Origin of the sequence: Microbacterium sp. 1.5R, from assembly GCF_001889265.1 — a bacterium.
In the GTDB taxonomy this organism is placed as follows: Bacteria; Actinomycetota; Actinomycetes; order Actinomycetales; family Microbacteriaceae; genus Microbacterium.
Genome location: NZ_CP018151.1, coordinates 3478583 through 3504071, shown reverse-complemented (window position 1 = coordinate 3504071; position 25489 = coordinate 3478583). Strand labels below are relative to the sequence as shown.

The following is a 25489-nucleotide window of genomic DNA, read 5'->3' as shown; positions in this document are numbered from 1 at the left end:
CGAAAGGACCGCACATGAGCACGCAGAACTTCAACCTCCCCGATGTGGGCGAGGGCCTGACCGAGGCCGAGATCGTGGCATGGAAGGTCGCGCCGGGTGACTCCGTCGCCATCAACGACGTCATCTGCGAGATCGAGACCGCCAAGTCGCTCGTCGAGCTGCCGTCGCCGCACGCCGGAGTCGTCGGCGAGCTGCTCGCCGCCGAGGGCGCGACCGTCGAGGTCGGCTCGCCGATCATCACCTTCGTGACCGATGCGCGCGACGACGCCGGACCCGGCAAGATCGCCACCGCGGAGGCCCCCGCGCCGGAAGAGGGCGGCGGGTCGGTTCTCGTCGGCTACGGCACGGGCGGCGGTGCGACGTCGCGGCGCAAGCGTCCGGCGGAGCGCCCGGTGCGCTCGTCGGTCGGCGTGATCGCGAAGCCGCCGATCCGCAAGCTCGCCCGCGATCTGGGCGTCGACCTCACCACGGTCACGCCCACCGGAGCCGACGGCGAGGTGACTCGCGACGACGTGATGACCCACGCCTCGCAGGCCAGCGTCTTCCGCAACATCGAGACGCCCGAGTGGGGCGCCGTGCGCGAAGAGACCGTGCCCGCACCGCAGAGCACGCCGGCGGGCCTCGCCCGTGGAGTGTCGGCAGCGCCGGCATCCGCCCCGGTGTCCGACGACCGCACCGAGTCGATCCCTGTGAAGGGCGTGCGCAAGGCGACCTCGTCGGCGATGGTGCAGAGCGCGTACTCCGCTCCGCACGTCACCGTGTGGAAGGAGATCGACGCGAGCCGCACGATGGAGCTCGTCAAGAGGCTCAAGGCATCGCCCGACTATGCCGACATCCGCGTCTCGCCGTTGCTGATCATGGCCCGCGCCGTCATCTGGGCTGCCCGCCGCACCCCGATGGTGAATGCCGCGTGGATCGAGACCGAGGGTGGCGCGGAGATCGCGGTGCGCCACTACGTGAACCTCGGCATCGCCGCGGCGACGCCTCGCGGTCTGCTCGTGCCGAACATCAAGGACGCGCAGGACCTCAGCATGAAGGACCTCGCCCGCGCTCTGAACAGGCTCACCCTGACGGCGCGCGAGGGCAAGACCAGCCCCGCCGACCAGCAGGGTGGCACGATCACGATCACCAACATCGGTGTGTTCGGGATGGATGCCGGTACCCCGATCATCAACCCCGGCGAGGCGGGCATCGTGGCCATGGGCACGATCAGCCAGAAGCCGTGGGTCGTCGACGGCGAGGTGCGCCCCCGCTGGGTGACCACGGTCGCAGGCTCGTTCGACCACCGCGTGATCGACGGCGACGGCATGAGCCGCTTCATCGCCGACGTGGCATCCGTGCTCGAGGAGCCCGCACTGCTCGTGGAGTGAGGCGGACAGCGGGGATACAGTGGCGGAGAACCGTGATGACCGCCCCGACAGAACGGACTCAACGCGGATGAGGATCGAACCGACTGCCATCACCCTCGGAACCTCCGGCCTCGGCCGGCATTCGGAGCCGGGATCCGCCGAGGAGAGAGCGGCCGTCGATGTCGCCATCGACCTGCTCACGAGCCGGCACGGGTTCGTGGACACGTCGAACAACTACTCGGCCGGTCGATCCGAAGCCGTCATCGGCATCGCGCTGCGCGAGCTGGGGATGGACGGTTCGCGAGTCATCTCGAAGGTGGATCAGGACCCTGAGACGGGCGTGTTCGACCGAGACCGCGTCCTCCGCTCGTTCGAGGAGACGACCGCGCGGCTCGGGGTCGACCGGCTTCCGCTGTTGCACCTGCACGACCCGTACTCGGTGTCGTTCGAGGACACGATCTCGATCGGGGGCGCGGTGCAGGGGCTCATCGAACTGCGGAGCGCCGGCGTGGTGGACGCGATCGGTGTGGCGGCGGCTCCGGTCCCGCTGATGGCGAAGTACGTCGAGACGGGGGTGTTCGACGCCGTGCTGATCCACAACCGATTCACGCTCGTGGATCACTCGGCTGAGAGTGTGTTCGCCGACGCCAAGGCACGCGGCATGGCCGTGTTCAACGCTGCGCCCTTCGGTTCGGGACTGCTCGTCAAGGGGCCGCATTCCGGTGCGCAGTACGCCTATCGACCTGCCGGCGAGGAGCTGCTGAGGTGGACCGAGCGTCTGCAGCGCGTCTGCGCGGAGCAGGGAACGTCGATGGCTGCCGCAGCGCTGCACTACTCGCTGCGGTCCCCGCTGGTCGACTCCACAGTCGTCGGGGTGTCGAGACCGCATCGTCGTGAGCAGCTCGACGAGCTGGAGCAGGCGGAGGTCCCGGAGGCGCTGTGGGGCGCCATCGAGAGCCGGGGGTCGGCGCCTTCCCCGGTGGACGACAGCGACTACGCCTGACGCAGCTCCGCGAGCGCAGTGATCTGCGCGGTGCCGGGGTCCCAGTGCCGCACACTGCGCGCGTGAGCGTGGATGTCGCCGCCGATGAGATCCAGCGCGTCCGCCAGATCGGTGACCCGCAACCGTCGGGCGAGGGCGACGTGCGGCATCCACTCGCCCGGCGCGGTATGCGGGGCATCGTCACCCGGCCCGACGGCGGAGAGGATCGTCTCGCGGAGGTGGATCAACTCCGCACGGGGAACGATGCTCCGCGCCAGCACACGGCGATCTCCGGAGCCGAAGAGCAGGGGAGCGCCCAGCGTGATCGGGAACGACGGGATGCCGGCGAAGACATCTGGTCCGGGCGGTGACAGGTCGACGCGTGCGACCAGCGTGATGTGAGGGCGGTTGCTCGCCGACGTGTGCCCCGCGAGGCTCGACAGGCCGCGCGCCGCGAGAGCATTCCATTCGGCCCGGACCGCGGCCTCGGCCTCTGCGTCGAGGAGCAGTTCGATCGATGACGGGGAGCGCTGCGGCTCTGGTTCTCGCACGACGTCAGCTCACCGCGCTGAGCCGCCGCTCCGCGAGCAGCGGCACGGCCACCTCGCGCGCCGCCCTGCGCGCGGTCGCGACGGCGCCGATCGAGACGACCTCGGCGCCCAGCGTCGAGGCGAGGATCTCGGGTGCCGGCAGGTGCAGCTGGGCCGGCAGCACCTCGCGCGCAGCCGTGAGAACGGGGGCGATGCTCTCGGCCACCGCCCCGCACACGATCACGCGGGAGGGGTCGTACATGCTGCCGAGCACGCCGACCACACGGGCGAGCGTCGCGCCGACGCGGGAGGTGGCCAGGAGCGCATCGGCATCGCCGGCTGCCGCCGCCGTCAGCACGGCGCGGGGGTCGATGCGCTCCTCGCGTGCGAGCCGCCCGATCGGGGATTCGAAGGAGATCTCGCCGCTCTCGACCGCCGCCCGCACCTGATCCTGCAGGGCGTAGCGCAGACCGAAAGCCGAGCCGACGCCGATGATGTGGTCGAACACGACACCCTCGCCGACTCCACCGTGAGCGCCGTGCAGCACGTGGCCGTCGACCACGACGCCGCCGCCGAAGCGTTCGCTCGCGAGCAGGGCGACGTAGTCACGGCATCCGATGGCTGCGCCGGCCGAGCCCTCGGCGATCGCGGCGAGCTGTGCGTCGTTCTTGATCTCCACGACGGGGGCCCAGTCGGCGAGCGCCTCGGCGAGACCGGGGTTCGTGCGCTCCCAGAAGCCCTCGGGATGCGGCGGAGAGATGCCCGCCCGGTTGACGGGCGCGGCGACGCCGACGCAGATCGCGAGCACCGCCTCGCGCGAGACCTCGGCCTCGGCGAGCGCGTGCTGCATCTGGTCGAGGATCGTGGCGCGGCGTGCCGCCGCGGTCTGCGTCGGTTCGAGGTCGGTGCGGTGGTGCACGAGAGTGTGGTCGGTGGGGTCGGCGACGGTCACCGCGAGGTGGGTGTCTCCGGCATCCACCCCGATGACGACGCCCAGGTCGGATGCCAGCACGAAACGTCGCGCCGGGCGTCCTGCGCGGTAGCTTCCGGCGGCGCGGGCGTTGGGCAGCTCGCGCAGCACCCCGGCATCGACGAGGGTGTCGATCCCGTCGATCGCTGTCGAACGGGTCAGCGAGGTGCTCGCCATCGCCTCGGTCGCGGTGAACTCCCCGGCCGCCCAGGCGAAGTCGAGGATGGCGCCGACGCTGGCTCGTCCGGTGCCGAGACCTGCGGAGACTTCTGTCACGGGCCTTGACCTCACTCTCGTCCAGATGAGAGAGTACCGTTCATCGAAGTAAATTCGCTCACTAGATTTAGTCTGCGGATCTACCGGACGAAAGGACGACGGTGTCTGTGAAACCCCCACGCCCGGCGCAGCTGGTGGCCGGTGCGGCCGCGCTCGCCCTGGTCGGAGCGGCTCTGACCGGCTGCTCGACGGCCGGCGGAACCGAGACCATCCGCTTCACGTTCAGCAAACGCGAGGCGATCGAGTTCATGACAGAGCTCGTCGCCGAGTACAACTCCTCGCAGGACAAGGTGCGCGTCGAGATCGACACCTCGGGTGTCGACGTCGTGTCGGCGAGCTTCGTGCGCGGCAACCCGCCGGACATCATGCTGGCCAACTACAACTACGAGATCGCCCGGTTCGTGCAGCGCTGCGCGCTCACGGATCTCTCCGACACCGAGGCCGCCTCGACCATCCGCGACGACCTGCAGCCGCTCATGGAGCAGTACGGCTCGTGCGAGGGGCGCACGAGCGCGCTGCCGTACTCGGTGATGGGCGCGTCGGTCATCTACAACAAGCAGATCTTCGACGAGCAGGGCCTCGAGGTCCCGCAGACGTGGGACGAGCTGCTCGCCGTGTGCGATCAGCTGAAGCAGGCGGGGATCGACCCCTTCTACGCCACCTTCAAGGACGACTGGACCGTCGCGCAGGGCTGGTACGACTACACCGCCGGCGGCTCGGTCGACGTGATCGACTTCTTCGACACCCTCGCGGAGGAGGGTACCGAGGTCGGTCCCGACTCCGAGGTGTCGTTCGAGAAGGACTTCGCCGAGCCCATGGACCGCATGATGACCCTCGCGACCGAGTACACCAACGCGGATGCCGCGAGCCGCGGATACGGCGACGGCAATCTCGCATTCGGCAAGGGCGAGGCGGCGATGTACCTGCAGGGGCCGTGGGCGTTCAGCGAGATCGAGAAGACGGCTCCCGACCTCGACCTCGGCACCTTCCCGCTGCCGATGACCGACGATCCCGCCGACCTCGGCGTGCGCGTCAACATGGACCTCGCCGCGATGATCCCCGAGGGGTCGCAGCACCAGGAGGCAGCAGGTGACTTCCTCGAGTACCTGTTCCAGCCCGAGAACATCGAGGCCTACAACGCGTCGCAGCTCGGGTTCACCCCGACGAAGGACGCACCGGCCCCGGACGACCCTCGGATCGAGGGAATGATCGAGTACTACGACAACGGCCAGATCTATCAGGGACCCTCGGTGCTCGTGCCCCGAACCCTGCCGGTCTTCAACTACGCGCAGGCGATGGTGCTGGGCGCGTCCCCGACCTCCACGTTGCGCACCATGGATGCCGACTGGGCGAGGATCGCGTTCCGCGCTCCCATCCCGTCGACCCAGGACAACGCCTCCGGTGAGGACTCAGCATCCGGCGAGACAGAGGAGTCCACGCCATGACGAACACCGCTCTGCCCAACCCGGCAGCCCCCAACCCCTCGTCGTCGAGGCCGACGGCGGGCACGATCACGAAGCCCAACACCCCCACGACCGACACCACGGCGATCATCACGGGAGGCACCCGCAAGCTCGGTCGCCGCACCCGCAAGGTCGAGCCGATCTACTACCTGTTCCTGCTGCCGACGCTGGTCATCTTCACGCTCGCGATCACCGTGCCCGGCATCATGGGCATCTTCTTCAGCTTCACCGACTCGATCGGCATCGGCGAGTGGAGCTTCAACGGGCTGACCAACTACATCGCGATGTTCAGCGACCCGGCCATCCTGCAGAGCTACCTGTTCACGTTCGGTTTCTCGATCGCCACGGTGATCGTCGTCAACGTGATCGCGTTCCTGCTGGCGGTCGGGCTGACCTCCCGCATCCGGTTCAAGACGGGGCTGCGCACGATCTTCGTGATCCCCATGGTGATCTCGGGCATCATCATCGCCTACGTCTTCAACTTCCTGTTCTCGAACTCGATCCCTGCCGCGGGTGCCGCCACCGGCATCCCGTGGCTCTCGACCAGTCTGCTCGCGAATCCCGATCTCGCGTGGGTGGCGATCGTCATCGTCACCGCGTGGCAGGCGGTTCCGGGCACACTGCTCATCTACATCGCCGGCCTGCTCTCGGTGCCGGGCGAGGTCTACGAGGCAGCCAGCATCGACGGAGCGAACAAGAGGCAGCAGCTCTTCCGCATCACGCTTCCGCTCGTCGCGGGGTACGTGGTGATCAACGTCATCCTGGGCTTCAAGGGCTTCCTCAACGCCTACGACATCATCGTCGGCCTCACCAACGGCGGTCCCGGCACCGCCACCCGCAGCGTCGCGATGACGATCATCGCGGGCTTCAACGGCGGCGACTACGCCTACCAGATGGCCAACGCGACGATCTTCTTCATCGTCGCCGTGCTCATCTCCCTGCTGCAGCTCTCGCTGACCCGCGGAAGGAACGCACTCTGATGTCGACGCAGACACTCACCACCATCCCCACCTCGGGCAAGAAGCCGCGCGTCCGCATGGAGCGCGTCAACTGGTCGGGCACGATCATCCTGATCCTGTGTGCCGTCACCGTGCTGCTGCCGCTGTACGTCACGATCTCGATGGCGTTCAAGACCACGGGTCAGGCGGTCGACGGCAACGCGTTCTCGCTGCCGGCGCCCTTCAGCATCGACGGGTTCGTCGAGGCCTGGAATCTCACGAAGTTCCCGGTCGGCGCGGGGATCTCGCTGCTGGTCACGGCCGGCACCGTGATCGCGACGATCGTGCTCGCGGCCTTCGCGTCGTACGCGATCGTCCGCAACTGGGACCACCGCCTGTTCCGCTGGTCGTTCTTCTATCTGCTCGCCGCGATGTTCATCCCGTTCCCCGTGGTGGCGCTGCCGCAGATCCAGCTGACCGGCTGGGTGGGACTCGACAACCCGTTCGGCGTGATCATCCTCGCGACGATGTTCCAGCTGAGCTTCAGCGTGCTGCTGTTCACCGCGTTCCTGCGGTCGATCCCGATCGAGCTCGAAGAGAGCGCCCGCATCGACGGCGCCACCACCTGGCAGACGTTCTGGCAGCTGATCTTCCCGCTGCTGGCGCCGATGAGCGCGACGGTCGGCATCTTCGCCTTCCTCTACGCCTGGAACGACTTCATGATGCCGTCGCTGATCATCTCCGATCCCGCGCTGCAGACGCTGCCGGTGCGGCAGAACCTCTTCCAGACCCAGTTCAGCAACAACTACAACGTGTCGTTCGCCTCGTACCTCATGGCGATGGCCCCGGCGATCCTGGCCTACCTGTTCACGCAGCGCTTCGTCATGGAGGGCGTCACACAGGGCGCCGTCAAGGGCTGACACGTCGCACACCCCGGACCGCAACACGAAGGAGCAACACCCCTCATGACCGATGCGCTTCTCACCGAGACCCGCGACGACACGACGGCCGCATGGTGGCGCCAGGCCGCCGTCTACCAGATCTACCCCCGCAGCTTCGCCGATGCGAACGGCGACGGCCTCGGTGACATCCCTGGCATCGTCTCGCGGGCCGACTACCTGCGCGACCTCGGCATCGACGCCGTGTGGCTCAGCCCGTTCTATCCGTCGGCCCTGGCAGACGGGGGCTACGACGTGGCCGACTACCGCGACGTCGATCCGCGCCTGGGCACGCTCGACGACTTCGACGACATGGTCGCGGCGCTGCACGAGCGCGGCATCCGCGTCGTGGTCGACATCGTGCCGAACCATTCGTCCGACCTGCACGAGTGGTTCCAGGAGGCGCTCGCCGCAGGCCGCGGCTCGGCGGCCCGCGAGCGGTACATCTTCCGCGAGGGATCCGGTCCCGACGGCGCGGAGCCGCCGACCGACTGGACCGCCGCGTTCGGCGGATCGGCGTGGGAGCGGGTCGATGACGGCCAGTGGTACCTGCACAGCTTCGCCCCCGAACAGCCCGACTTCAACTGGGACCACCCGGAGGTGCGCGAGGACTTCCTGACGACGCTGCGCTTCTGGTCGGACCGCGGGGTCGACGGCTTCCGCATCGATGTCGCCCACATGCTGACGAAGGATCTGACCGAGCCGCTGCCCAGCACCGCCGATCTCGAGCTGCTCCCGCACGACGGCAACCATCCGCTGCACGACCGCGACGACGTGCACGAGATCTACGCCGAGTGGCGCCGGGTCTTCAACGAGTACGACCCGCCCCGCACCGCCGTGGCCGAAGCCTGGGTCAGCACTCCCGAGCGCCGCGCACGGTATGCCTCGGCCGAGGGGCTCGGGCAGGCGTTCAACTTCGACCTGCTGGTCGCCGACTTCGACGCGACGCAGTTCCGCACGATCATCACCGACAACCTCGCGCAGTCCGAGGCCACCGGGTCGTCGACGACGTGGGTGCTGTCGAACCATGACGTCACCCGTCACGCGACGCGCTACGGTCTCGCGCCGCTCGAGGGGCGCACCGGAGTGAAGCAAGGGGTCGAGTGGGTCGCGTCCGGCGGGCCGGAGGATCAGCTCGATCGCGAGGCGGGTCTTCGCCGAGCGCACGCTGCGACGCTGCTGCTGCTCGGGCTCCCCGGCAGCACCTACCTGTATCAGGGCGAGGAGCTCGGCCTCCACGAGGTCGCCGACGTCGCGCCCGAGCAGCGTCAGGACCCGGCGTTCTTCCGTGGTGCCGTCTTCGACGGACTGGGACGGGACGGATGCCGCGTGCCGCTGCCCTGGACCGCATCCGGACCGTCGTTCGGCTTCGGATCCGCTGAGGCGCACCTGCCGCAGCCCGCGTGGTTCGCCGAGTCCGCGGTCGATGTCGAGGCCGCCGATCCGTCGTCGACGCTCTCGCTCTACCGGGAGGCGCTGCGGCTGCGGCACGAGCTGCAGACCGAGGAGAGCCTGGAGTGGATCGAGACCGGCCGGCCCGATGTGCTGCGCTTCGCTCGCCCGAACGGCTGGCAGATCGTGACGAACTTCGGCACCGAGCCGTTCGACCTCGGAGCGGATGCCGCCGATGTCGTCCTCGGCACGGTGGTCGACGGGGCGGTCCCGGCGGACTCGACCGTGTGGATCGCGCCGGGTCTCATCGGCTGAGCCGGTCTGATTGCAGGACGAAAGCACGGATGCAGGGCGAGAACACGGTTTCTCGTCCTGCATCCGTGCGTCGGCCCTGCAATCGATTGTGAAGCGTGCCACCCTAGCCCACCGATTTGATAATGGTTCTCATTAGCGTTTAGAGTGGGGGACATGAAGAAGCCGTTCGTCGCCCTCGCCCTCGCATCCGTCGCCGCACTCTCGCTGGCCGGATGCTCGACCACCCCCGCTGCGGGAGAGGGCGGCGACGGCGGAGCGGTGACGGTCGTCGCGAGCACCAATGTCTACGGTTCGCTCGCCGAGCAGATCGGCGGCGACCGCGTCGACGTGACCTCGATCATCACCTCGGCCACGCAGGACCCGCACTCGTACGAGGCCTCGGCCCGTGACCGCCTGACGGTGCAGAAGGCCGACCTCGTGATCGAGAACGGCGGCGGCTACGACGGCTTCATCGACACCCTGCTGCAGGATGCCCAGGACCCGCACATCGTCACCGCCGTCGAGTTCTCGCACGATTTCCCGGGAAACGAGGGTCACTCCGATGAGGAGGGCGCGACCGAGGAAGAGCACGATCACGACCACGCCGAGGGTGAAGAGGGGCATGAGGGCCACAATCACATCGAGGGCTTCAACGAGCACGTCTGGTTCGACCCGCACACGATGATCCACGTGGTCGAGGCGATCGCCGACGAGCTTGCCGAGATCGACCCCGACGGCGAGGCGGAGTTCACCGCCAACGCCGAGGACATCGTCGCCGACCTCGAGGGCTTCGAAGCCGACCTCGAGACCCTCAAGACGGATGCCGCCGGCGCCGATGTGATCATCACCGAGCCGCTGCCCGGCTACATCGCCACCGCCGCCGGACTCACCGATGTGACCCCCGAGGGATTCGCGGAGTCGGTCGAGGAGGGCAGCGATGTCGCCCCCGCGACCCTGCTCGAGACCCTGAACGTCGTCGCCAGCGGCGACGTGGCAGCCGTGCTCACCAATGCGCAGACCGGCGGGGCCGAGACGCAGCGCGTCGAGGATGCCGCGACCGCCGCCGGCATCCCTCTCGTCGCGTTCACGGAGCTGCTGCCCGAAGGATCGTCGTACTCTGAGTGGATGAGTGACGCGATCCAGAGCCTCGCCGACGCGCTCCAGTCGTGAGCGCCGCCGCCGACGCGCGGGCAGGAGCCGAGAAGTCGAACCCCGTGCTCGAGGTGCGGGGAGCCGCCCTCCAGCGCGGTGATCGGGAACTGTGGTCGGGCCTCGACCTGACCGTCGAGCCCGGGGAGTTCATCGCCGTGCTCGGACCGTCGGGTTCGGGCAAGACCACGCTGCTGCGCAGCATCCTGGGCCTGCAGCCGCTGTCGGCCGGCGAGATCTCGGTCGCCGGCGGGCCGGTGCGCAAGGGCAACCCGCGCATCGGATACATCCCGCAGCAGCGCTCGCTGGCTCCCGACACGAGCATGCGAGCCCGCGACCTCGTGGCGCTCGGTGTGCAGGGCAGCCGCTTCGGCTTCCCGATCCCGCACCGCGGCGACAAGGCCAAGGTCGATCAGCTGCTCGCCTCGGTCGGAGCCGCGCACTACGCCGACCGCCGGGTCGGCCTCCTGTCGGGCGGTGAGCAGCAGCGACTGCGCGTCGGTCAGGCGCTTGCCGACGAACCCGCCCTGCTGCTGTGCGACGAGCCGCTGTCGAACCTCGATCTCGCGAACCAGGTCGCGATCACCGACATCATCGATCGCCAGCGTCGCGATCGCCGCGCCGCCGTGCTGTTCGTCACCCACGACATCAACCCGATCCTCGGCCGCGTCGATCGCATCCTGTACATCGCCGGCGGTCGCTTCGTGCTCGGCACCCCCGAAGAGGTGCTGCAGACCCGCGTGCTCACCGAGCTCTACGGCACCCCGGTGTTCGTGCTGCGCGCCGGCGACCGACTCGTCGTCGTCGGGGTGCCGGATGCCGAGCCCCACCACCTGCACGACCACGACCACGACCACGGAGGTGCCGCATGAAGGTCATCACCGGCATCGTGCCTGCGGTCGACTGGAGTGACGTGTTCTCGTTCCAGGACTACGGCGAGCTCGTCGCCCTGCTCGCGAACTCGATCATCGCGGGTGCGGTGCTCGGCATCGTCGGCGGACTGATCGGCGTCTTCGTGATGCAGCGCGACCTCGCGTTCGCGGTGCACGGCGTCAGCGAGCTCTCGTTCGCGGGTGCCGCCGCAGCGCTGCTCTTCGGGGGCAGCGTGGTCGTCGGATCCCTCGGCGGTGCGCTCGTGGCGGCGATCCTGATCGGCGTCCTGGGGGCCAAGGCCCGAGATCGCAATTCGATCGTCGGGGTGCTCATGCCGTTCGGCCTCGGCCTCGGCATCCTCTTCCTGTCGCTCTACGACGGGCGCAGCGCCAACCGCTTCAGTCTGCTGACCGGACAGATCGTCTCGGTCTCGAGCCCCGACCTCGGGTGGCTGCTCGGCATCAGCATCGTCGTGCTGCTCGGGCTGCTGCTCATGTGGAACCCGCTGCGCTTCGACTCGCTCGACCCCGAGTCGGCCGCGGCCCGCGGTGTGCCGACCCGCGCGGTGAGCCTGCTCTTCATGGTGCTGCTGGGTCTGATCGTCGCGGTCAGCGTGCACATCATCGGCGCCCTGCTCGTGATGGCGCTGCTCGTGACTCCCGCGGCGGCCGCCATGCGCGTCTCGGCCGGGCCGGTCGCGGTGCCTCTGCTCGCGGCGCTCTTCGGGTTCGTGTCGGCCGTCGGCGGCATCCTGCTCGCCCTCGCGGGCACGCTGCCGGTGAGTCCGTACATCACGACCCTGTCGTTCACGATCTACGTCGTGTGCTGGATCATCCAGCGCGCCCGAGGCGGCGTGCGCCGCGTGCGGGCCTGACGTTCCCAGGGCCCGGCAAGGGCGGCGCGCCTAGAATCGTGGGTATGGCTCAGCGGAACACCTGGCAGCGCGATCGCGTGCGCGAAGCCCTCGCCGACGCGCGAGGATTCGTCAGCGCGCAGAATCTGCATGCCTCGCTCCGCGACGACAACACCGGCATCGGCCTCGCCACGGTCTATCGGGCCCTGGCCGGACTCGCCGCAGCCGGCGACGCCGACTCGCTGCAGAGCCCCGAAGGCGAGGCGCTCTACCGCGCCTGCACGACGCAGGGCCACCACCACCACCTGATCTGTCGCAACTGCGGACTCACGGTCGAGATCGAGGCGACCGACGTCGAGCAGTGGGCGCACCGCACCGCGGCCCTCCACGGCTTCACGGATGCCGCGCACGTGGTCGACATCTTCGGGCTGTGCGCCTCCTGCACCAACAAGCGGGACGCCGAAGAGGCAGCGAACGCGTGACCACCCAGGCCGCTCCACGGACGGTGCACTCGCACCGGCCCTCCCGATCGCCGCGCTCGCCGTGGATCGGGGTCGGCCTCGGCGCCGCGATCGTGCTCGCGCTCTTCCTGATCGACCGGTTCCTTCCGTCGCTCTTCACCGCGAGCCTGCCCAGCAGGGCTCAGGACGGACTGACCCTCGCCCTGAGCGTGCTCATCGAGGCGCTGCCGTTCGTGATCCTCGGCGTGCTGCTGTCGATCGTCGTCCAGGTGTGGCTGCCCGCCGACGTCATCCACCGCTGGCTGCCGAAGCGCGCATGGGCCCGGCGTGCGGTGCTGTCGCTGCTCGGCATGCTCATCCCGGTGTGCGAGTGCGGCAACGTGCCCTTCGCCCGCGGTCTCATGATGCGCGGGCTCGCACCGGCCGAGGCGCTGACGTTCCTGATCGCCGCCCCGATCGTGAACCCGATCGTGATCCTGACCACGCACGCGGCATTCGGCTTCGATGACGGCATCCTGGTGGCCCGTCTCATCGGCGGATACCTGATCGCCAACCTCATCGGCTGGATCTACAGCCGCCACCCCTCGCCCGACTCGCTGCTCACCCAGCGGTTCATCGACACCTGCGATCGCGTCACGCACGAGCACGGCACCCCGGTGCGTCGCAGCCTCACACAGTTCCTCGTCGAGCTGCGCGCCGTGATGCCCGCGCTCGTGATCGGATCGGCGCTCGCCGGAGCGGTGCAGGTGCTGATCCCGCGCGAGGTGCTGCTGGCGATCGGCTCGAACCCGGTGCTGTCCATCCTGGCGATGATGGCCCTCGCGATGACCGTCGCGATCTGCTCGAACGTCGACGCCTTCTTCGCCCTGTCGTTCGCCTCCACCTTCTCGTCGGGCGCGCTCGTGGCGTTCCTGCTCGTCGGCCCGCTCGTCGACGTGAAGATGCTCGCTCTCATGCGCACGACCTTCACCACCCGCACCCTCGTCGGGATCGTCGGCGTGGTGCTGTTCGCCGCCTTCGCGATCGGGATCGGGGTGAACGTCCTTGTCTGATCACGCGCACCCCACGCAGGCCCGCTCGCGCGCCCGTGCCCTGGGCACCCGCTGGCTCGGCATCGGTCTCGCCACGGTGATCTCGGTCGTCACGCTCGGACTCGGCCTGACCGGTCGCCTGAATCTCTACATCAGCCCCGAGTCGGTGTGGTTCGCCTGCGCCGCGGCCGTCGTGACGCTTGCCGGAGCGATCTGGTCGTGCACCCTGCCGCTCGGCGAAGAAGGCGACCACGGACACGATCACGGACACGGCACGGATGCGGATGCCGAGCCGTCGCCTCGCCGCAGCCTCGCCCTCGTGGGCACGGTCACCGGAGGTGTCGTCGCTTCGGGTGTCGTCATCGCAGCGCTCGTGCTGCCGCCCGCATCGCTGTCGGTCGAGCTGGCGATGTCGCGGGTCGGAGAGCAGACCGCGCTGTTCGCCGGGGCCGACGATGTGACCCTCGGGGTCGCCGACACCGCGACCTTCGGGGTGGGCGACTGGGCGAGCGTGTTCGCGACGGCGACCAACACCGCCGCCTACGACGGCAAGACGGTCACGCTGACCGGCTTCGTCACCCCCACGGATGCCGACGGCGTCAACCTCACGCGCCTCGTCATCACGCACTGCGTGATCGACGCGCAGCCGGCGACGCTACCGGTGACGATCGATGCGGGAGAGTTCGACACCGGCCAGTGGGTCGAGGTCGAGGGCACGGTCAAGGCGGATGCCGACGGCTCGCTGCACGTCGAGCCCACCACCGTCACCGCGATCGACGAGCCTCAGGACCCGTATGAGTACTGACGACGAGCGCCCCGACCTCCCGGCGGTGCCGCGCACGCGCGCCGAGCTGCGCGCCGCCCGCGAGGCGGAAGCGGCCGCTGCTGCCGCGGATTCCCCGTCGCCGTCGGTGAGCGACGCCGGCGCAGCCGAATCCACCGCCGAATCGCCGGACGAGGGCGGCGGGGCAGAGCGAGCCGGAACGTCTCCTGCGACCGACACGCCTGGGGCTCGCGGGGCTCGCGGGGCCGGCGGCGAACGGCCGACGCGTTCGACCTTCGTCCCGCCTGATGCGGAGTCCACAACGTCGTTCGCGGCTCACTCCACGACCGACTACGCGCCCCCGGCGCCGGTGCAGCCGAAGGCCGAGAAGAAGCCGAAGGCCGAGAAGAAGCCCAAGCCGGCGAAGGCCGCCAAGCCCGCAAAGGCCGCCAGGCCCGAGAAGCCCGCCAAGCCGGAGAAGCCCGCGAAGCCCGAGAAGTCCGACACCCCGAGCGACCGCCGGTTCCTGCTGGCGCTCGGCGCTGTGCTCGGCATCCTCGTGCTGGTGGGGGCGGGACTCGGCGTCGTCAGCCTCACCCAGGGACCCCGCATCACCGAGGTGCAGGTCGACCCGACCGAGGCCATCGAGACCTCCGGCAGCCGGGTCATCCTCACCGCGAACCAGTCCCTCGCCGCGATCGACGAATCGCAGGTGACGGTCGATCCCGCCGTGCCCTTCACCCTCGACGCCGCGGGCCGCGGCATCGGCATCCGCTTCACCGTGCCGCTCGACGATGACACCGAGTACACGGTGAAGGTCGCCGATGCGGTCGGCGCCGGAGGCGGCCCGAGCGCCACGCTGTCGACGAGCTTCTCGACTCCGGCATCCCACATCTTCCTGCTGCGCCGAGACCCCGACGGGAACGACCAGATCTTCCGCACCGACCTGTCGGGTGAGAAGGCACAGCCCGTGTTCGCGGCCGACAAGATCAACGACTTCCGCGCGACGTCGTCGCAGCTCGTGGTCTCGGTCGAGGAGGACGAGGGCTCGAAGCTGCTCGTGATGGACCGCGACGGGACGGATCAGCGCGAGCTCGAGCTGCCCGGTGTCGGATACGTCGGGGCGATCCAGGTCTCCGACCGCGGGGGTCTGGTCGGCTACAGCTACTCCGACAAGGAGCTCAGCGATACGGAGGGGCGCGCCAGCGTGCTCGTCACCCAATCGCTGAGCGGCGACGACGAACCGGTGGTGACCGAGGTCGGGGGCAAGGAGGCGAACATCTTCGTCTGGCAGTTCGTGCCGGACAGCTCCGCCGTGCTCTTCATCGACTTCGACGGTGCGCTCTCGCTGGTCGACCGCTCGACCGATGCGGGAGTGCAGTCCCTCGGACTCGCGACGACCATCCAGGGCATCTCGCGGGGCACGTACACGGCGATCGTCGAGCGACTCGACGGCACGGTGGTCGAGCTGAACCTCGCTGACGGGTCGGAGGTGCCGCTCGAAGCATCGACTCCCGACTACGGCACCGCGATCACGATCACGCCGTACCCCGGCGGCACCCTCCGCCACGTGGTGTCGCGCGACGAGAACGGTCTGCCCGTCGGTCAGGCGGTCATCCGGGTCAACGACGAGGGCGCGGCGACACCGCTCGTCGAGGTCGATTCGACCGACTCGATCCTGCAGGCCTGCGCGTCGCCCAGCGGTCAGTACGCCGCGGTCGTCATAGCGCCGGAGCTCGCCGACAACCCCTACGACCAGATGCTGCTGCCGCTGCCCGAGAACCTCGAGACGCACCTGCTCGACCTGCGCACGGGTGACGAGATCGTGGCGCTCACCGGCTTCGACGCCTCGTGGTGCCAGACGGCCCCCCAGTTCTGAGCCCATGCCGACGGATGCCCTGCACCGAGCGACCCGCGCCGAGCTGAGCGGGCTGCCGGTCGAGGTCGCTCCGCTGCTGCTCGGCGGTGAGCTGCGCACCGTCGTGGCCGGCTCCGAGGTGCGACTCCGACTCACCGAGGTCGAGGCCTATCACGGGCAGGGCACGGGACCGGCGGCCGACCCCGGGTCGCACGCGCGCATGGGGCGCACTGCACGCAACGCGACGATGTGGGGCGAGCCGGGGCACCTGTACGTCTATCTGAGTCACGGCATCCACTCGTGCGTGAACGTCGTCTCGGGCCCCGAGGGTCAGGCGGGCGGGATCCTGCTGCGTGCGGGCGAGGTGGTGCACGGGGCGGATGCTGTCGCGGTGCGCCGCCGTGCGACGCCCCCTCTGACGGCGACTGCGCTGCGCGACCTCGCGCGCGGGCCCGGGCGATTCGGCCAGTCGGCGGGCCTGCGGCATCCGATCCACGACGGCATCGACGCGATCACCGGAGCGGACTTCGCGGGCGCCCGCGCCGAGCTGTGGCTGCGTGACGAACCGGTGACCGATGTGGCGACCGGGCCGAGGGTCGGTGTGGCCGGCATCGCCGGGACCGCGGCATTCCCCTGGCGCTTCTGGATCTCCGGTGACCCGACGGTCTCGCCGTTCCGCTGGGGGAGGGGCGCTCAGGCCGAGTCTCTCCACACCACGGGCGTCGGCAGCATGATCCCTTCGCGCGGACGCTGATCGTCGCGCAGCTGCGCGAGGACGGATGCCGCGGCCGCGGCCCCGAGACCTTCGGCCGGCTGGTCGACGGTCGAGAGCAGCGGGGTGGTGCGCGTCGCCCACGTGCTGTTGTCGAAGCCGACCACGCCGACGTCATCCGGCACACGCCGTCCCGCTTCGCGCAGCGCCCACATCGCTCCGGCGGCCACCGCGTCGGACGCGGCGAAGACTCCGTCGATGTCGGGTGCTCGGTCGAGCAGTCGCCTCATGGCGGCGGCTCCGTCGGCGTAGGAGTACAGCGGCACCTCTTCGACGAGGTCCGGATCGAAGTCGTCGCCGAGAGCGTCGGTGAATCCGGCGAGTCGATCGGTGCCCGAGTCGCGGTCGAGGGCGGCGGCGATCATGCCGACCCTCGTGCGACCGGTCGCCAGCAGACGTGAGGTGACGGCCTGCGCGGCGCCGCGGTTGTCGACGCCGACCCAGGCGGCATCGACGTCGGGTGGGTGGCCGACGTAGGCGACAGGCAGGTCGAGTCGCATCACGGCCTTGGTGATCGGATCCTGCGCTCGGGCCGAGACGATCACAGCGCCGTCGACGAACCCGCCGTTGAGGTAGCGGGCGACGCGTTCGGTGTCTCGCACCGAGTCGACCACGAGGCAGACCATCTGGTAGTCCGCCTCGGAGAGAGTCTCGTTCGTGCCGAGCATGATCGCGCCGATGTTGGGGTCTTCGAGGAACAGCGCGTGCGGCTCGTGCACGATGAACGCGATGGCCTGGGTGCGCTGTCGCACGAGGTTCTGGGCGGCGGTGTTCGGCACGTAGCCGACCTCGCGGATCGCCTCTTCGATCGCGGTGCGCGCGGCGTCCGACACGTAGCCGCCGTTGATCACGCGGCTGACGGTTCCTCTGGAGACTCCGGCGACGCGCGCGACATCGTGCACGGTGCTGCGACGACGGGCCGAAGTGCTCATGATCGACAGCCTAGCGACCCGGACTTGACGGGATTCGCCACGACATGCGACGATGTGTGCACGTTCACAGAAATCCCGATCGCTGTTTCGACGCAGCGGACTGTGCACGTGCACACATGATCCGCAAAGGAGCGTCACCGATGGCCGCCGCTGTGTCCGACCGCATCGCCACCCTCTCCGCAGGGCGCGGCCTCGTCTTCGGATGCGACTACAACCCGGAGCAGTGGGACCGCAGCGTCTGGCCCGACGACGTGCGGCTCATGCAGCAGGCAGGCGTGGGTCTCGTGGCGATCAACATCTTCGGCTGGTCGTCGATCAACCCCGCCAGGGGAGTGTGGGACTTCGCGGCGCTCGACGAGATCATCGCGCTGCTGCACGCCGCGGACATCCGCATCAACCTCGGTACCGGCACGGCCTCGCCCGCACCGTGGCTCACCGCGCAGCATCCCGAGATCCTGCCGGTCGGCGAAGACGGGACCGTCTTCCAGCAGGGCGGTCGTCAGGGGTACTGCCCGAGCTCGCCCCTCTTCCGCGCGTACGCCGCCGAGGTCGTCACCCGTGTCGTCGAACGCTACGGCGACCACCCGGCCGTCGCGCTCTGGCACGTGTCGAACGAGCTGGGCTGCCACAACGCGCTCTGCTACTGCGACACGAGCGCCGAGGCCTTCCGTGGCTGGCTGCGCGAGCGGTACGCCGACATCGACGCGCTGAACCGGGCGTGGGGCACGACATTCTGGAGCCAGCGCTACAGCGACTTCGACGACGTGCGGGTGCCCGCTCAGGCCCTCTCGCTGCGCAACCCGGGGCAGATCCTCGACTTCCAGCGCTTCAGTTCCGACGAGCAGCTCGCGCTCTACCGCGCCGAAGCCGCGATCCTGCGCGAGCGGAGCGACGTGCCGGTGACGACCAACTTCATGGTCACCGCGCACATCCGCAACCTCGACTACTGGTCGTGGGCGGGGGAGATGGATCTGATCGCCAACGACCACTACCTCGACCGTCGCCTCGACGACGCGCGAGGCGAGCTCTCGTTCGCCGCCGACCTCACCCGCGGCCTCGCCCAGGGTGCGCCGTGGCTGCTCATGGAGACCTCGACCGGCGCAGTGAACTGGCAGCCCTACAACCTCGCCAAAGCTCCCGGTGAGCTGCAGCGCAATATCGCCGCCCACATCGCGCGCGGCGCCGACGGCATCTGCTTCTTCCAGTGGCGGGCGTCGACCCAGGGCGCCGAGAAGTACCACACGGCACTCGTGCCGCACGCGGGCGAGGACTCCGACCAGTGGCGCGAGGTCGTCGCGCTCGGCGGACTCCTCGATCGCCTGGGCGAGGTCGCCGGGACGCGCGTCGTCGCCGACGCCGCACTGTTCTTCTCCTGGGAGAGCTGGTGGGCCGCCGAGAACGAGGGCCGTCCGAGCGAGGCGCTGACCTACCTCGGCCAGGTGCATGCCGCGCATGCCGCGCTGGCGGATGCCGGCATCACGACAGACGTCGTGCGCCCCGGCGCAGACCTCGACGGCCACCGCCTGCTGATCGTCCCCGCGCTGCACCTCATCGGCGATGCGGATGCCGCGGCGATCGCCCGCGCGGTCGAGAACGGCGCGACAGCACTGATCACCTTCTTCAGCGGCATCGTCGACGAAGAAGACAGAGTGCGCACCGGCGGCTATCCCGGCGCGTTCCGCGACCTGCTCGGCATCCGCTCGGAGGAGTTCACGCCCCTGCGTCCCGACGAGACCGTCACCCTGACCGACGGCACGACCGCGACAGTGTGGAGCGAGCGCCTGAAGGCCACGGATGCCGAGGTCATCGCGTCGTTCGTCGACGGCCCCGCCGCCGGACGCCCCGCGATCACGCGGCGCGCGACGGGAGCGGGCGAGGCCTGGTTCCTCGGCACCCAGCCCGCTCGCGAGGACTACCGCGCACTGATCGCACGGCTCGCCGCATCCGCGGGTGTCGCGCCCGTCCCCGGCGCCGGACCCGACGTCGAGATCGTGCGCCGCACCGGCGATGCCGGCTCGTTCCTGTTCGTCATCAACCACGGATCCACGGATGCCGAGGTCGCGGCCGCAGGTCACGACCTCGTCACCGACGCCCGCGCCACCGGCCCGGTGCCGGCCGGTGCGGTCCGCATCATCAAGGAGGATGTATGACCACCACGCTCGCTGCTCCGGCGGTCGCCTCAGCGCCGAAGGCGCCGGGCCGCCGCCGACGGATCCCGCACAAGGGCGCCATCGCGTTCCTCATCGTGCCCTTCGGCGTGCTGTTCGCGCTGTTCTACGTCGTCCCCATCGCCTACGCGTTCTGGCAGTCCCTGCTCGTGGTCGAGCGCGACGGCACCTTCGGCAAGGCCGAGCAGGTGTTCGGCGGCTTTACGCAGTACGTGCTCGTCTTCCAGAACGAGGCCTTCTGGGCATCGATGGGGCGGATGCTGACCTTCGGCGTCGTGCAGGTGCCGGTCATGCTCGGCCTGGCCCTGCTGTTCGCGCTGCTGCTGGACTCGCCGCTCGTCCGCGGCAAGCGCTTCTTCCGCCTGGCGTTCTTCGTGCCGTATGCGGTTCCCGGTGTCATCGCCGCGATCATGTGGGGCTCGCTGTTCTCGCCCAACCTCTCGCCGTTCACCGCGATCACCAAGAACATCGACTTCCTCGGGGCAGACCTCGTGCTGTGGTCGATCGCGAACGTCGTGACGTGGGTCTACGTCGGCTACAACATGCTGATCATCTACTCGGCGCTGCTCTCGATCCCCCAGGAGCTCTACGAGGCGGCCATCCTCGACGGCGCCGGACAGTGGCGCATCGCCTGGTCGATCAAGATCCCGCTGGTGCGCCCGGCGATCGTGATGACCGCGATCTTCTCGATCATCGGCACGCTGCAGCTGCTCGCCGAACCGCAGGTCTTCCGTTCGTTCAGCTCGGCGGTCACGAGCACGTTCACCCCGAACATGACCGTCTACGCCACGGCATCCATCCCGAACACCAACCTCGCGGCCGCGTTCTCGGTCGTGCTGGCCGTGACGACGTTCGTGCTGTCGTTCGGATTCATGAAGTACATGCAGCGCAAGGAGCAGAACGCATGAGCACCATGACGATCGTCGCCCCCGGTCGGGGCTCGCGCGCACAGGCCCCGCGCGGAAAGGGTGCTCGCGAGTCGGGCATCTCCCGCACCGGCGCCATGCTGATCATGGCCGTGTTCACGGTCTACTTCCTGCTGCCGCTGTGGTGGCTGCTCGTCGCGTCGAGCAAGGAGACCGGCGACATCCTGACCACCGCCCCGCTGTGGTTCGCCGACTTCCACCTGCTCGACAACATCGCCGAGCTGTTCGCCTACCGCGACGGCGTCTACCTGCGCTGGCTGCTGAACTCGGTGCTCTACGCCGCGCTCGGCGGTGCCATCGCGACCCTGCTCGCCGCCATGGCCGGCTACGCCCTCGCGAAGTACCGGTTCCCGGGCCGCGACCTGATGTTCGACATCGTGCTCGGCGGAGTGCTGGTTCCGGCCACGGCCCTCGCGCTGCCGCTGTTCCTCATCTTCAGCCAGGCGCAGCTGACCAACACGTTCTGGTCGGTGTTCCTGCCGTCGATCGTGAGTCCGTTCGGCGTCTACCTGGCGCGGATCTTCGCGGCCTCCTCCGTTCCCGACGAACTGCTCGAGGCGAGTCGGCTCGACGGCGCGGGGGAGATCCGCACGTTCTTCACGGTCAGCATCCGACTGATGACGCCCGCGCTGGTGACGATGTTCCTCTTCCAGTTCGTCGCCATCTGGAACAACTTCTTCCTGCCGATGATCATGCTGCGATCCGAAGACCTCTTCCCGGTCGTCTTCGGTCTCTACAACTGGAACAACCAGCTGAACCAGCTGCCGGAACTCCGTGGTCTCGTGCTGATCGGCGCTCTGCTGTCGGTCATCCCGCTGATCGTCACCTTCCTCCTGCTCCAGCGCTTCTGGCGCAACGGACTGGGCGCCGGCGCCCTGAAGTGAGCAGGCGGCCGCCCGGACCGACCGGGCGGCCCGCACCACCGCACCATCCCTACCGCACCACCCCCATCGCATCCACGAAAGGATCGAAATGCAGCATTCGAAGATGAAGGCAGCCGCTGTCATCGCCATCTCGGCACTCGCGCTCGCCGGTTGCTCGGCGTCCGGCGGAGACAGCTCCGGCACCGGCGGCGAAGCCGCCGCGTGCACCCCGGCGGACGGCGACGTCACGCTCGAGTTCACCTCCTGGATCCCCGGCATCGAAGACGTCGTCGAGATCTGGAACGAGGCCAACCCCGAGATCCAGGTCGACGTGCAGACCGGCCCGAACGGCAACGGCGGCACGTACCAGAACTTCTTCAACCAGATCAAGGCCGGCGATGCGCCCGACCTCGGTCAGATCGAGTACGACGCGCTGCCGAACTTCCTCGTGCAGGACGGCCTCGAAGACCTCAGCGGCTGTGAGGACGTCGTCGCCGCGGAGGACCAGTTCGTCGACTGGGCCTGGGGACAGGTCACCCTCGGCACCGAGGGCGTCTACGGCGTTCCGCAGGACACCGGCCCCATGGCGCTGTTCTACCGCGCCGACCTGTTCGAGCAGAACGGCATCGCGATCCCCACCACGTGGGACGAGTACCGCGAGGCGGCCGTGAAGATCCGTGACCTCGGCGGATACATCACCAACTTCTCGCAGTCGGACATCAACCAGTTCGCCGGCTTCGCCTGGCAGGACGGCGCTCAGTGGTTCTCGAGCGACGACGAGGGCTGGACGGTGTCGCTAGCCGACGACGCGACCACCACGGTCGCCGACTTCTGGCAGAGCATGCTCGACGACGACCTCGTCGCCACGGTTCCCGCCTGGACCGACGAGTGGAACAACGCCTACAACTCCGGTCAGGTCTGGACCTGGAACTCCGCCGTCTGGGGCGCCAACTCGATCTCCAGCGGAGCCCCCGACACCGCCGGCTCCTGGGCTGTCGCACCGCTGCCGCAGTGGGAGGCCGGCGGCACCGCGGCCGGCAACTGGGGCGGGTCGTCGACCGCTGTCCTCAAGGGCAGCGAGCACGTCTACGAGGCGACGAAGTTCGCGCTGTGGCTCAACACGTCGGATGAGGCGCTGACCGCGCTCGCCGAGGCCGCCAACCTCTACCCGGCCACGACAGCCGGTCTCGAGCTGCCGGTCTTCGCCGAGGGCGTCGAGTTCTACGGCGGACAGAAGATCTACGACGTCTTCGCCGACGCCGCCACCCAGGTCTCGCCCGACTTCGCGTGGGGCCCGACCATGACCCAGACCTACTCGGACGTGTCCGACGGCTTCAAGGCCGCGGTCTCGGGCAACGGCACTCTGCTCGACGCGATCGAGAAGGGCCAGACGGCGACCATCGACGCGCTCAAGGCCGCATCGATCCCCGTCACGGAGTAACACCTCTCGGAGGCCCGCCCGTATGCTCACGGGCGGGCCTCCCCCTTTTCGTCTGGAGCGGCAATGAGCGAACTCGTCCACCTGACCTCGGCCGGCGTCAGCGTCGTCATCGACACGACGAGTGCGCGACTGCTGCACTGGGGCGCGGCGCTCGACACCGCCGACCTCGACGCACTCGCGGTGTCGTCGACCGGAGCTGTGACGTTCAGCTCGTTCGACGCCTCGCGCACCGTCCCGCTGCTGGCCGTCGAAGCCGACGGATGGTCCGGCGCCCCGGCGCTCGCCTGGCACCGCGGCGGGCTGCACAGCGCTCCGCTGCTGCGCTCGACCGGGTGGAAGGCGACGGAGTCATCGCTGCGCGGGGAGTTCGCGGATCCCGCGGCCGGCGCATCCGTCGTCCTCGATCTCGAGCTGGATGCCGTCGGCGTGCTCACCGCCCAGGTGTCGGTGACGAGCACGGCGGATGCTGCCGAGCCGCTCGACCTGCTCGCCGCGCGCATCCTGCTGCCGATCCCCGCACATGCGACCGAGGTGCTCGATCACACCGGACGCTGGACGGGCGAGCGGCGACCACAGCGAGGCGCCCTGCGCCACGGAGCGCACCTGCGTCAGGTGCGCCGCGGTCGCGGTGGCCACGACGCCCCGTACCTGACCGCGATCGGCACCGACGGGTTCGGCTTCCGCCGAGGGGAACTGTGGACCGCGCACGTCGCGTGGAGCGGGGACCTCGAAGTCGGCGTCGAGAGGCTCCCCGAGGGCGCCGGCGTTCACGGGGCGGTGCTCGGCGGGGGAGAACTGCTGCTGCCCGGCGAGATCCGGCTCGGCGCGGGGGAGACCTACGTCTCGCCGCAGGTGTTCCTCGCCTACGGCGAGAGCGGGCTCGACTCCGTGTCGGCCCGCCTGCATCAGACCGTCCGCGCGTTCTCCGCACACCCCACGACGCCGCGTCCTCTCGTGCTCAACACCTGGGAGGCCGTGTACTTCGACCACGACCCCGCGAAGATCATCGAGCTGGCCGAGGCTGCGGCATCCGTCGGCGTCGAGCGGTTCGTGCTCGACGACGGATGGTTCCGCGGACGGCCCGACGACCGATCAGGACTCGGCGACTGGTTCATCGACGACGCCAAGTGGCCGGAGGGGCTGCGGCCGCTCGCCGATCAGGTGCACGGTCTCGGGATGCAGTTCGGTCTCTGGTTCGAGCCCGAGATGGTGAACCCGGTCTCCGACCTCGCCGCGCAGCATCCGGACTGGGTGCTGCAGGCCGCGCCCGACGCGCCCACCTGGCGGCATCAGAAGGTGCTCGACCTGGCGAACCCGGATGCCGCGGCCCACCTGCTGGAGCGCATCGACGCCCTGGTCTCCGAGATCGGCATCGACTTCATCAAGTGGGACCACAACCGCGACCTGCACGCCGCGGTGTCGCCGCACACCGGCCGCGCGTCCGTGCACGCTCAGACGGCCGCCTTCTACGCCCTGCTCGACGCGCTGCGCGAGCGGCATCCCTCTCTCGAGATCGAGTCGTGCGCGAGCGGCGGAGCCCGCGTCGACCTCGGGGTGCTCCAGCGCACCCAGCGCGTCTGGGGCTCGGACTCGAACGATCCGATCGAACGGCAGCAGATCCAGCGCTGGACAGGCACTCTCGTGCCCCCGGAGGTCGTGGGGTCTCACGTCGGTCCGCCGGTCGCCGAGACGACGCATCGCGCGGCATCCTTGCCGTTCCGCATGGCCACCGCGCTGTTCGGGCACGCCGGCATCGAGTGGGACATCACGCGGTGCACGGATGACGAGCGGGAGGCGCTGACCCGCTGGACGGCGCTCTATCGCGAGCTGCGGCCGCTGCTGCACTCCGGGGTCACCGTGCGCAGCGACGAGGTCGACGACGAGACGCTGCTGCACGGCGTCGTCGCGGTCGACGGCTCCCGCGGTGTGTTCGCGTGGGTGCGGCAGGGTGCGTCGGTCGACGCGTTCACGCCGCGCACCCGCGTCCCCGGACTGCAGCCCGGCGGGCGCTACCGGCTGTGGGTGCGGGACGAGCTGGGAACCGCGACGCGGCACCAGGTCTCGGACCCCGCCTGGCTGGATGCCGGGATCGAGGCGACCGGCGCGTTCTTCGAGACGGTCGGGGTGCCCCTGCCCCTGCTCGCGCCGGGCGCGGCGCTGCTGCTCGAGGTCGTTCGGGTCTGACTCGGGGTCGTGCTAAACTGACTCTTTGTCTGCGCACACTCCTGTGCGTAGTTCGCGTGCTTCCCCTTCTTCGGCCGAGAGAT

22 protein-coding genes are annotated in these 25489 nt (G+C 69.3%); 19 read left to right on the top strand and 3 right to left on the bottom strand.

From position 1 onward, the window contains the following. Positions 1-14 precede the first annotated feature (14 nt). A complete protein-coding gene (locus BMW26_RS16780; protein WP_053098139.1) occupies positions 15-1370 on the top strand; it encodes a dihydrolipoamide acetyltransferase family protein in 1356 nt (451 codons plus the stop codon). Between the two features lie 67 nt (positions 1371-1437). After that, positions 1438-2352, top strand: a complete 915-nt coding sequence (locus BMW26_RS16775; RefSeq protein WP_072592104.1) for an aldo/keto reductase — start codon at positions 1438-1440, stop codon at positions 2350-2352. On the opposite strand, the gene BMW26_RS16770 is transcribed toward BMW26_RS16775, so the two are convergent. Further along, positions 2343-2882: a 2'-5' RNA ligase family protein gene (locus BMW26_RS16770; protein WP_072592103.1), complete on the bottom strand. Its 540-nt coding sequence runs from the start codon at positions 2880-2882 to the stop codon at positions 2343-2345. The two genes, BMW26_RS16775 and BMW26_RS16770, sit on opposite strands and share 10 nt — an antisense overlap. Before the next feature lie 4 nt (positions 2883-2886). Further along, a complete protein-coding gene (locus BMW26_RS16765; RefSeq protein ID WP_072592102.1) occupies positions 2887-4107 on the bottom strand; it encodes an ROK family protein in 1221 nt (406 codons plus the stop codon). 101 nt (positions 4108-4208) lie between these two features. On the opposite strand from BMW26_RS16765, the gene BMW26_RS16760 reads away from it, so the two are divergent. From BMW26_RS16760 to BMW26_RS16700, 12 genes are all read left to right on the top strand, one after another. After that, positions 4209-5552, top strand: coding sequence for an ABC transporter substrate-binding protein (locus BMW26_RS16760; protein WP_083569407.1), 1344 nt, complete (start codon positions 4209-4211; stop codon positions 5550-5552). Then, a complete protein-coding gene (locus BMW26_RS16755) occupies positions 5549-6550 on the top strand; it encodes a carbohydrate ABC transporter permease (protein WP_230100920.1) in 1002 nt (333 codons plus the stop codon). Before BMW26_RS16760 ends, BMW26_RS16755 begins: the two co-directional genes overlap by 4 nt. Continuing rightward, positions 6550-7428 carry a carbohydrate ABC transporter permease gene (locus tag BMW26_RS16750; protein WP_053098134.1) on the top strand — a complete coding sequence of 293 codons (879 nt, stop codon included), beginning with the start codon at positions 6550-6552 and terminating at the stop codon, positions 7426-7428. The genes BMW26_RS16755 and BMW26_RS16750 overlap by 1 nt, the downstream gene beginning before the upstream one ends. A gap of 45 nt (positions 7429-7473) precedes the next feature. Next, positions 7474-9153, top strand: coding sequence for a glycoside hydrolase family 13 protein (locus BMW26_RS16745; protein ID WP_072592101.1), 1680 nt, complete (start codon positions 7474-7476; stop codon positions 9151-9153). Between the two features lie 153 nt (positions 9154-9306). Next, positions 9307-10302: a metal ABC transporter solute-binding protein, Zn/Mn family gene (locus BMW26_RS16740; RefSeq protein ID WP_072592100.1), complete on the top strand. Its 996-nt coding sequence runs from the start codon at positions 9307-9309 to the stop codon at positions 10300-10302. Next, entirely contained in the window at positions 10299-11153 is an 855-nt protein-coding gene (locus BMW26_RS16735) for a metal ABC transporter ATP-binding protein (RefSeq protein ID WP_056275410.1), read from the top strand. The genes BMW26_RS16740 and BMW26_RS16735 overlap by 4 nt, the downstream gene beginning before the upstream one ends. Then, positions 11150-12028, top strand: a complete 879-nt coding sequence (locus BMW26_RS16730) for a metal ABC transporter permease (RefSeq protein WP_198032352.1) — start codon at positions 11150-11152, stop codon at positions 12026-12028. The genes BMW26_RS16735 and BMW26_RS16730 overlap by 4 nt, the downstream gene beginning before the upstream one ends. Positions 12029-12072: 44 nt before the next feature. Then, complete coding sequence (locus BMW26_RS16725; RefSeq protein ID WP_042540517.1) at positions 12073-12489, top strand: Fur family transcriptional regulator; 417 nt, start codon at positions 12073-12075, stop codon at positions 12487-12489. Then, on the top strand, positions 12486-13520 hold the full coding sequence (locus tag BMW26_RS16720; RefSeq protein WP_150115130.1) for a permease: 1035 nt from the start codon (positions 12486-12488) through the stop codon (positions 13518-13520). The genes BMW26_RS16725 and BMW26_RS16720 overlap by 4 nt, the downstream gene beginning before the upstream one ends. Continuing rightward, positions 13513-14304, top strand: coding sequence for a TIGR03943 family putative permease subunit (locus BMW26_RS16715; protein WP_232224497.1), 792 nt, complete (start codon positions 13513-13515; stop codon positions 14302-14304). Before BMW26_RS16720 ends, BMW26_RS16715 begins: the two co-directional genes overlap by 8 nt. Next, on the top strand, positions 14294-16141 hold the full coding sequence (locus BMW26_RS16705; protein ID WP_083569406.1) for an Ig-like domain-containing protein: 1848 nt from the start codon (positions 14294-14296) through the stop codon (positions 16139-16141). The genes BMW26_RS16715 and BMW26_RS16705 overlap by 11 nt, the downstream gene beginning before the upstream one ends. A gap of 4 nt (positions 16142-16145) precedes the next feature. Then, positions 16146-16874 (top strand): DNA-3-methyladenine glycosylase, encoded by a 729-nt coding sequence (locus BMW26_RS16700; RefSeq protein ID WP_072592098.1) that lies wholly within the window; start codon positions 16146-16148, stop codon positions 16872-16874. Here BMW26_RS16700 and BMW26_RS16695 read toward each other — a convergent pair. Continuing rightward, complete coding sequence (locus tag BMW26_RS16695; RefSeq protein ID WP_056275400.1) at positions 16814-17824, bottom strand: LacI family DNA-binding transcriptional regulator; 1011 nt, start codon at positions 17822-17824, stop codon at positions 16814-16816. The genes BMW26_RS16700 and BMW26_RS16695 overlap by 61 nt on opposite strands. 140 nt (positions 17825-17964) lie before the next feature. On the opposite strand from BMW26_RS16695, the gene BMW26_RS16690 reads away from it, so the two are divergent. From BMW26_RS16690 to BMW26_RS16670, 5 genes are all read left to right on the top strand, one after another. Then, positions 17965-19974 carry a beta-galactosidase gene (locus BMW26_RS16690; protein WP_072592097.1) on the top strand — a complete coding sequence of 670 codons (2010 nt, stop codon included), beginning with the start codon at positions 17965-17967 and terminating at the stop codon, positions 19972-19974. Then, positions 19971-20900, top strand: coding sequence for a carbohydrate ABC transporter permease (locus BMW26_RS16685; RefSeq protein ID WP_053098126.1), 930 nt, complete (start codon positions 19971-19973; stop codon positions 20898-20900). Before BMW26_RS16690 ends, BMW26_RS16685 begins: the two co-directional genes overlap by 4 nt. Further along, positions 20897-21802, top strand: a complete 906-nt coding sequence (locus BMW26_RS16680; protein WP_372984668.1) for a carbohydrate ABC transporter permease — start codon at positions 20897-20899, stop codon at positions 21800-21802. The genes BMW26_RS16685 and BMW26_RS16680 overlap by 4 nt, the downstream gene beginning before the upstream one ends. A gap of 88 nt (positions 21803-21890) precedes the next feature. Next, the gene (locus BMW26_RS16675; protein ID WP_072592096.1) at positions 21891-23222 is read left to right on the top strand and encodes an ABC transporter substrate-binding protein; all 1332 of its coding nucleotides are present in this window, start codon (positions 21891-21893) and stop codon (positions 23220-23222) included. A 63-nt stretch (positions 23223-23285) separates the two neighbouring features. Next, entirely contained in the window at positions 23286-25406 is a 2121-nt protein-coding gene (locus BMW26_RS16670; RefSeq protein ID WP_072592095.1) for an alpha-galactosidase, read from the top strand. Positions 25407-25489 lie beyond the last annotated feature (83 nt).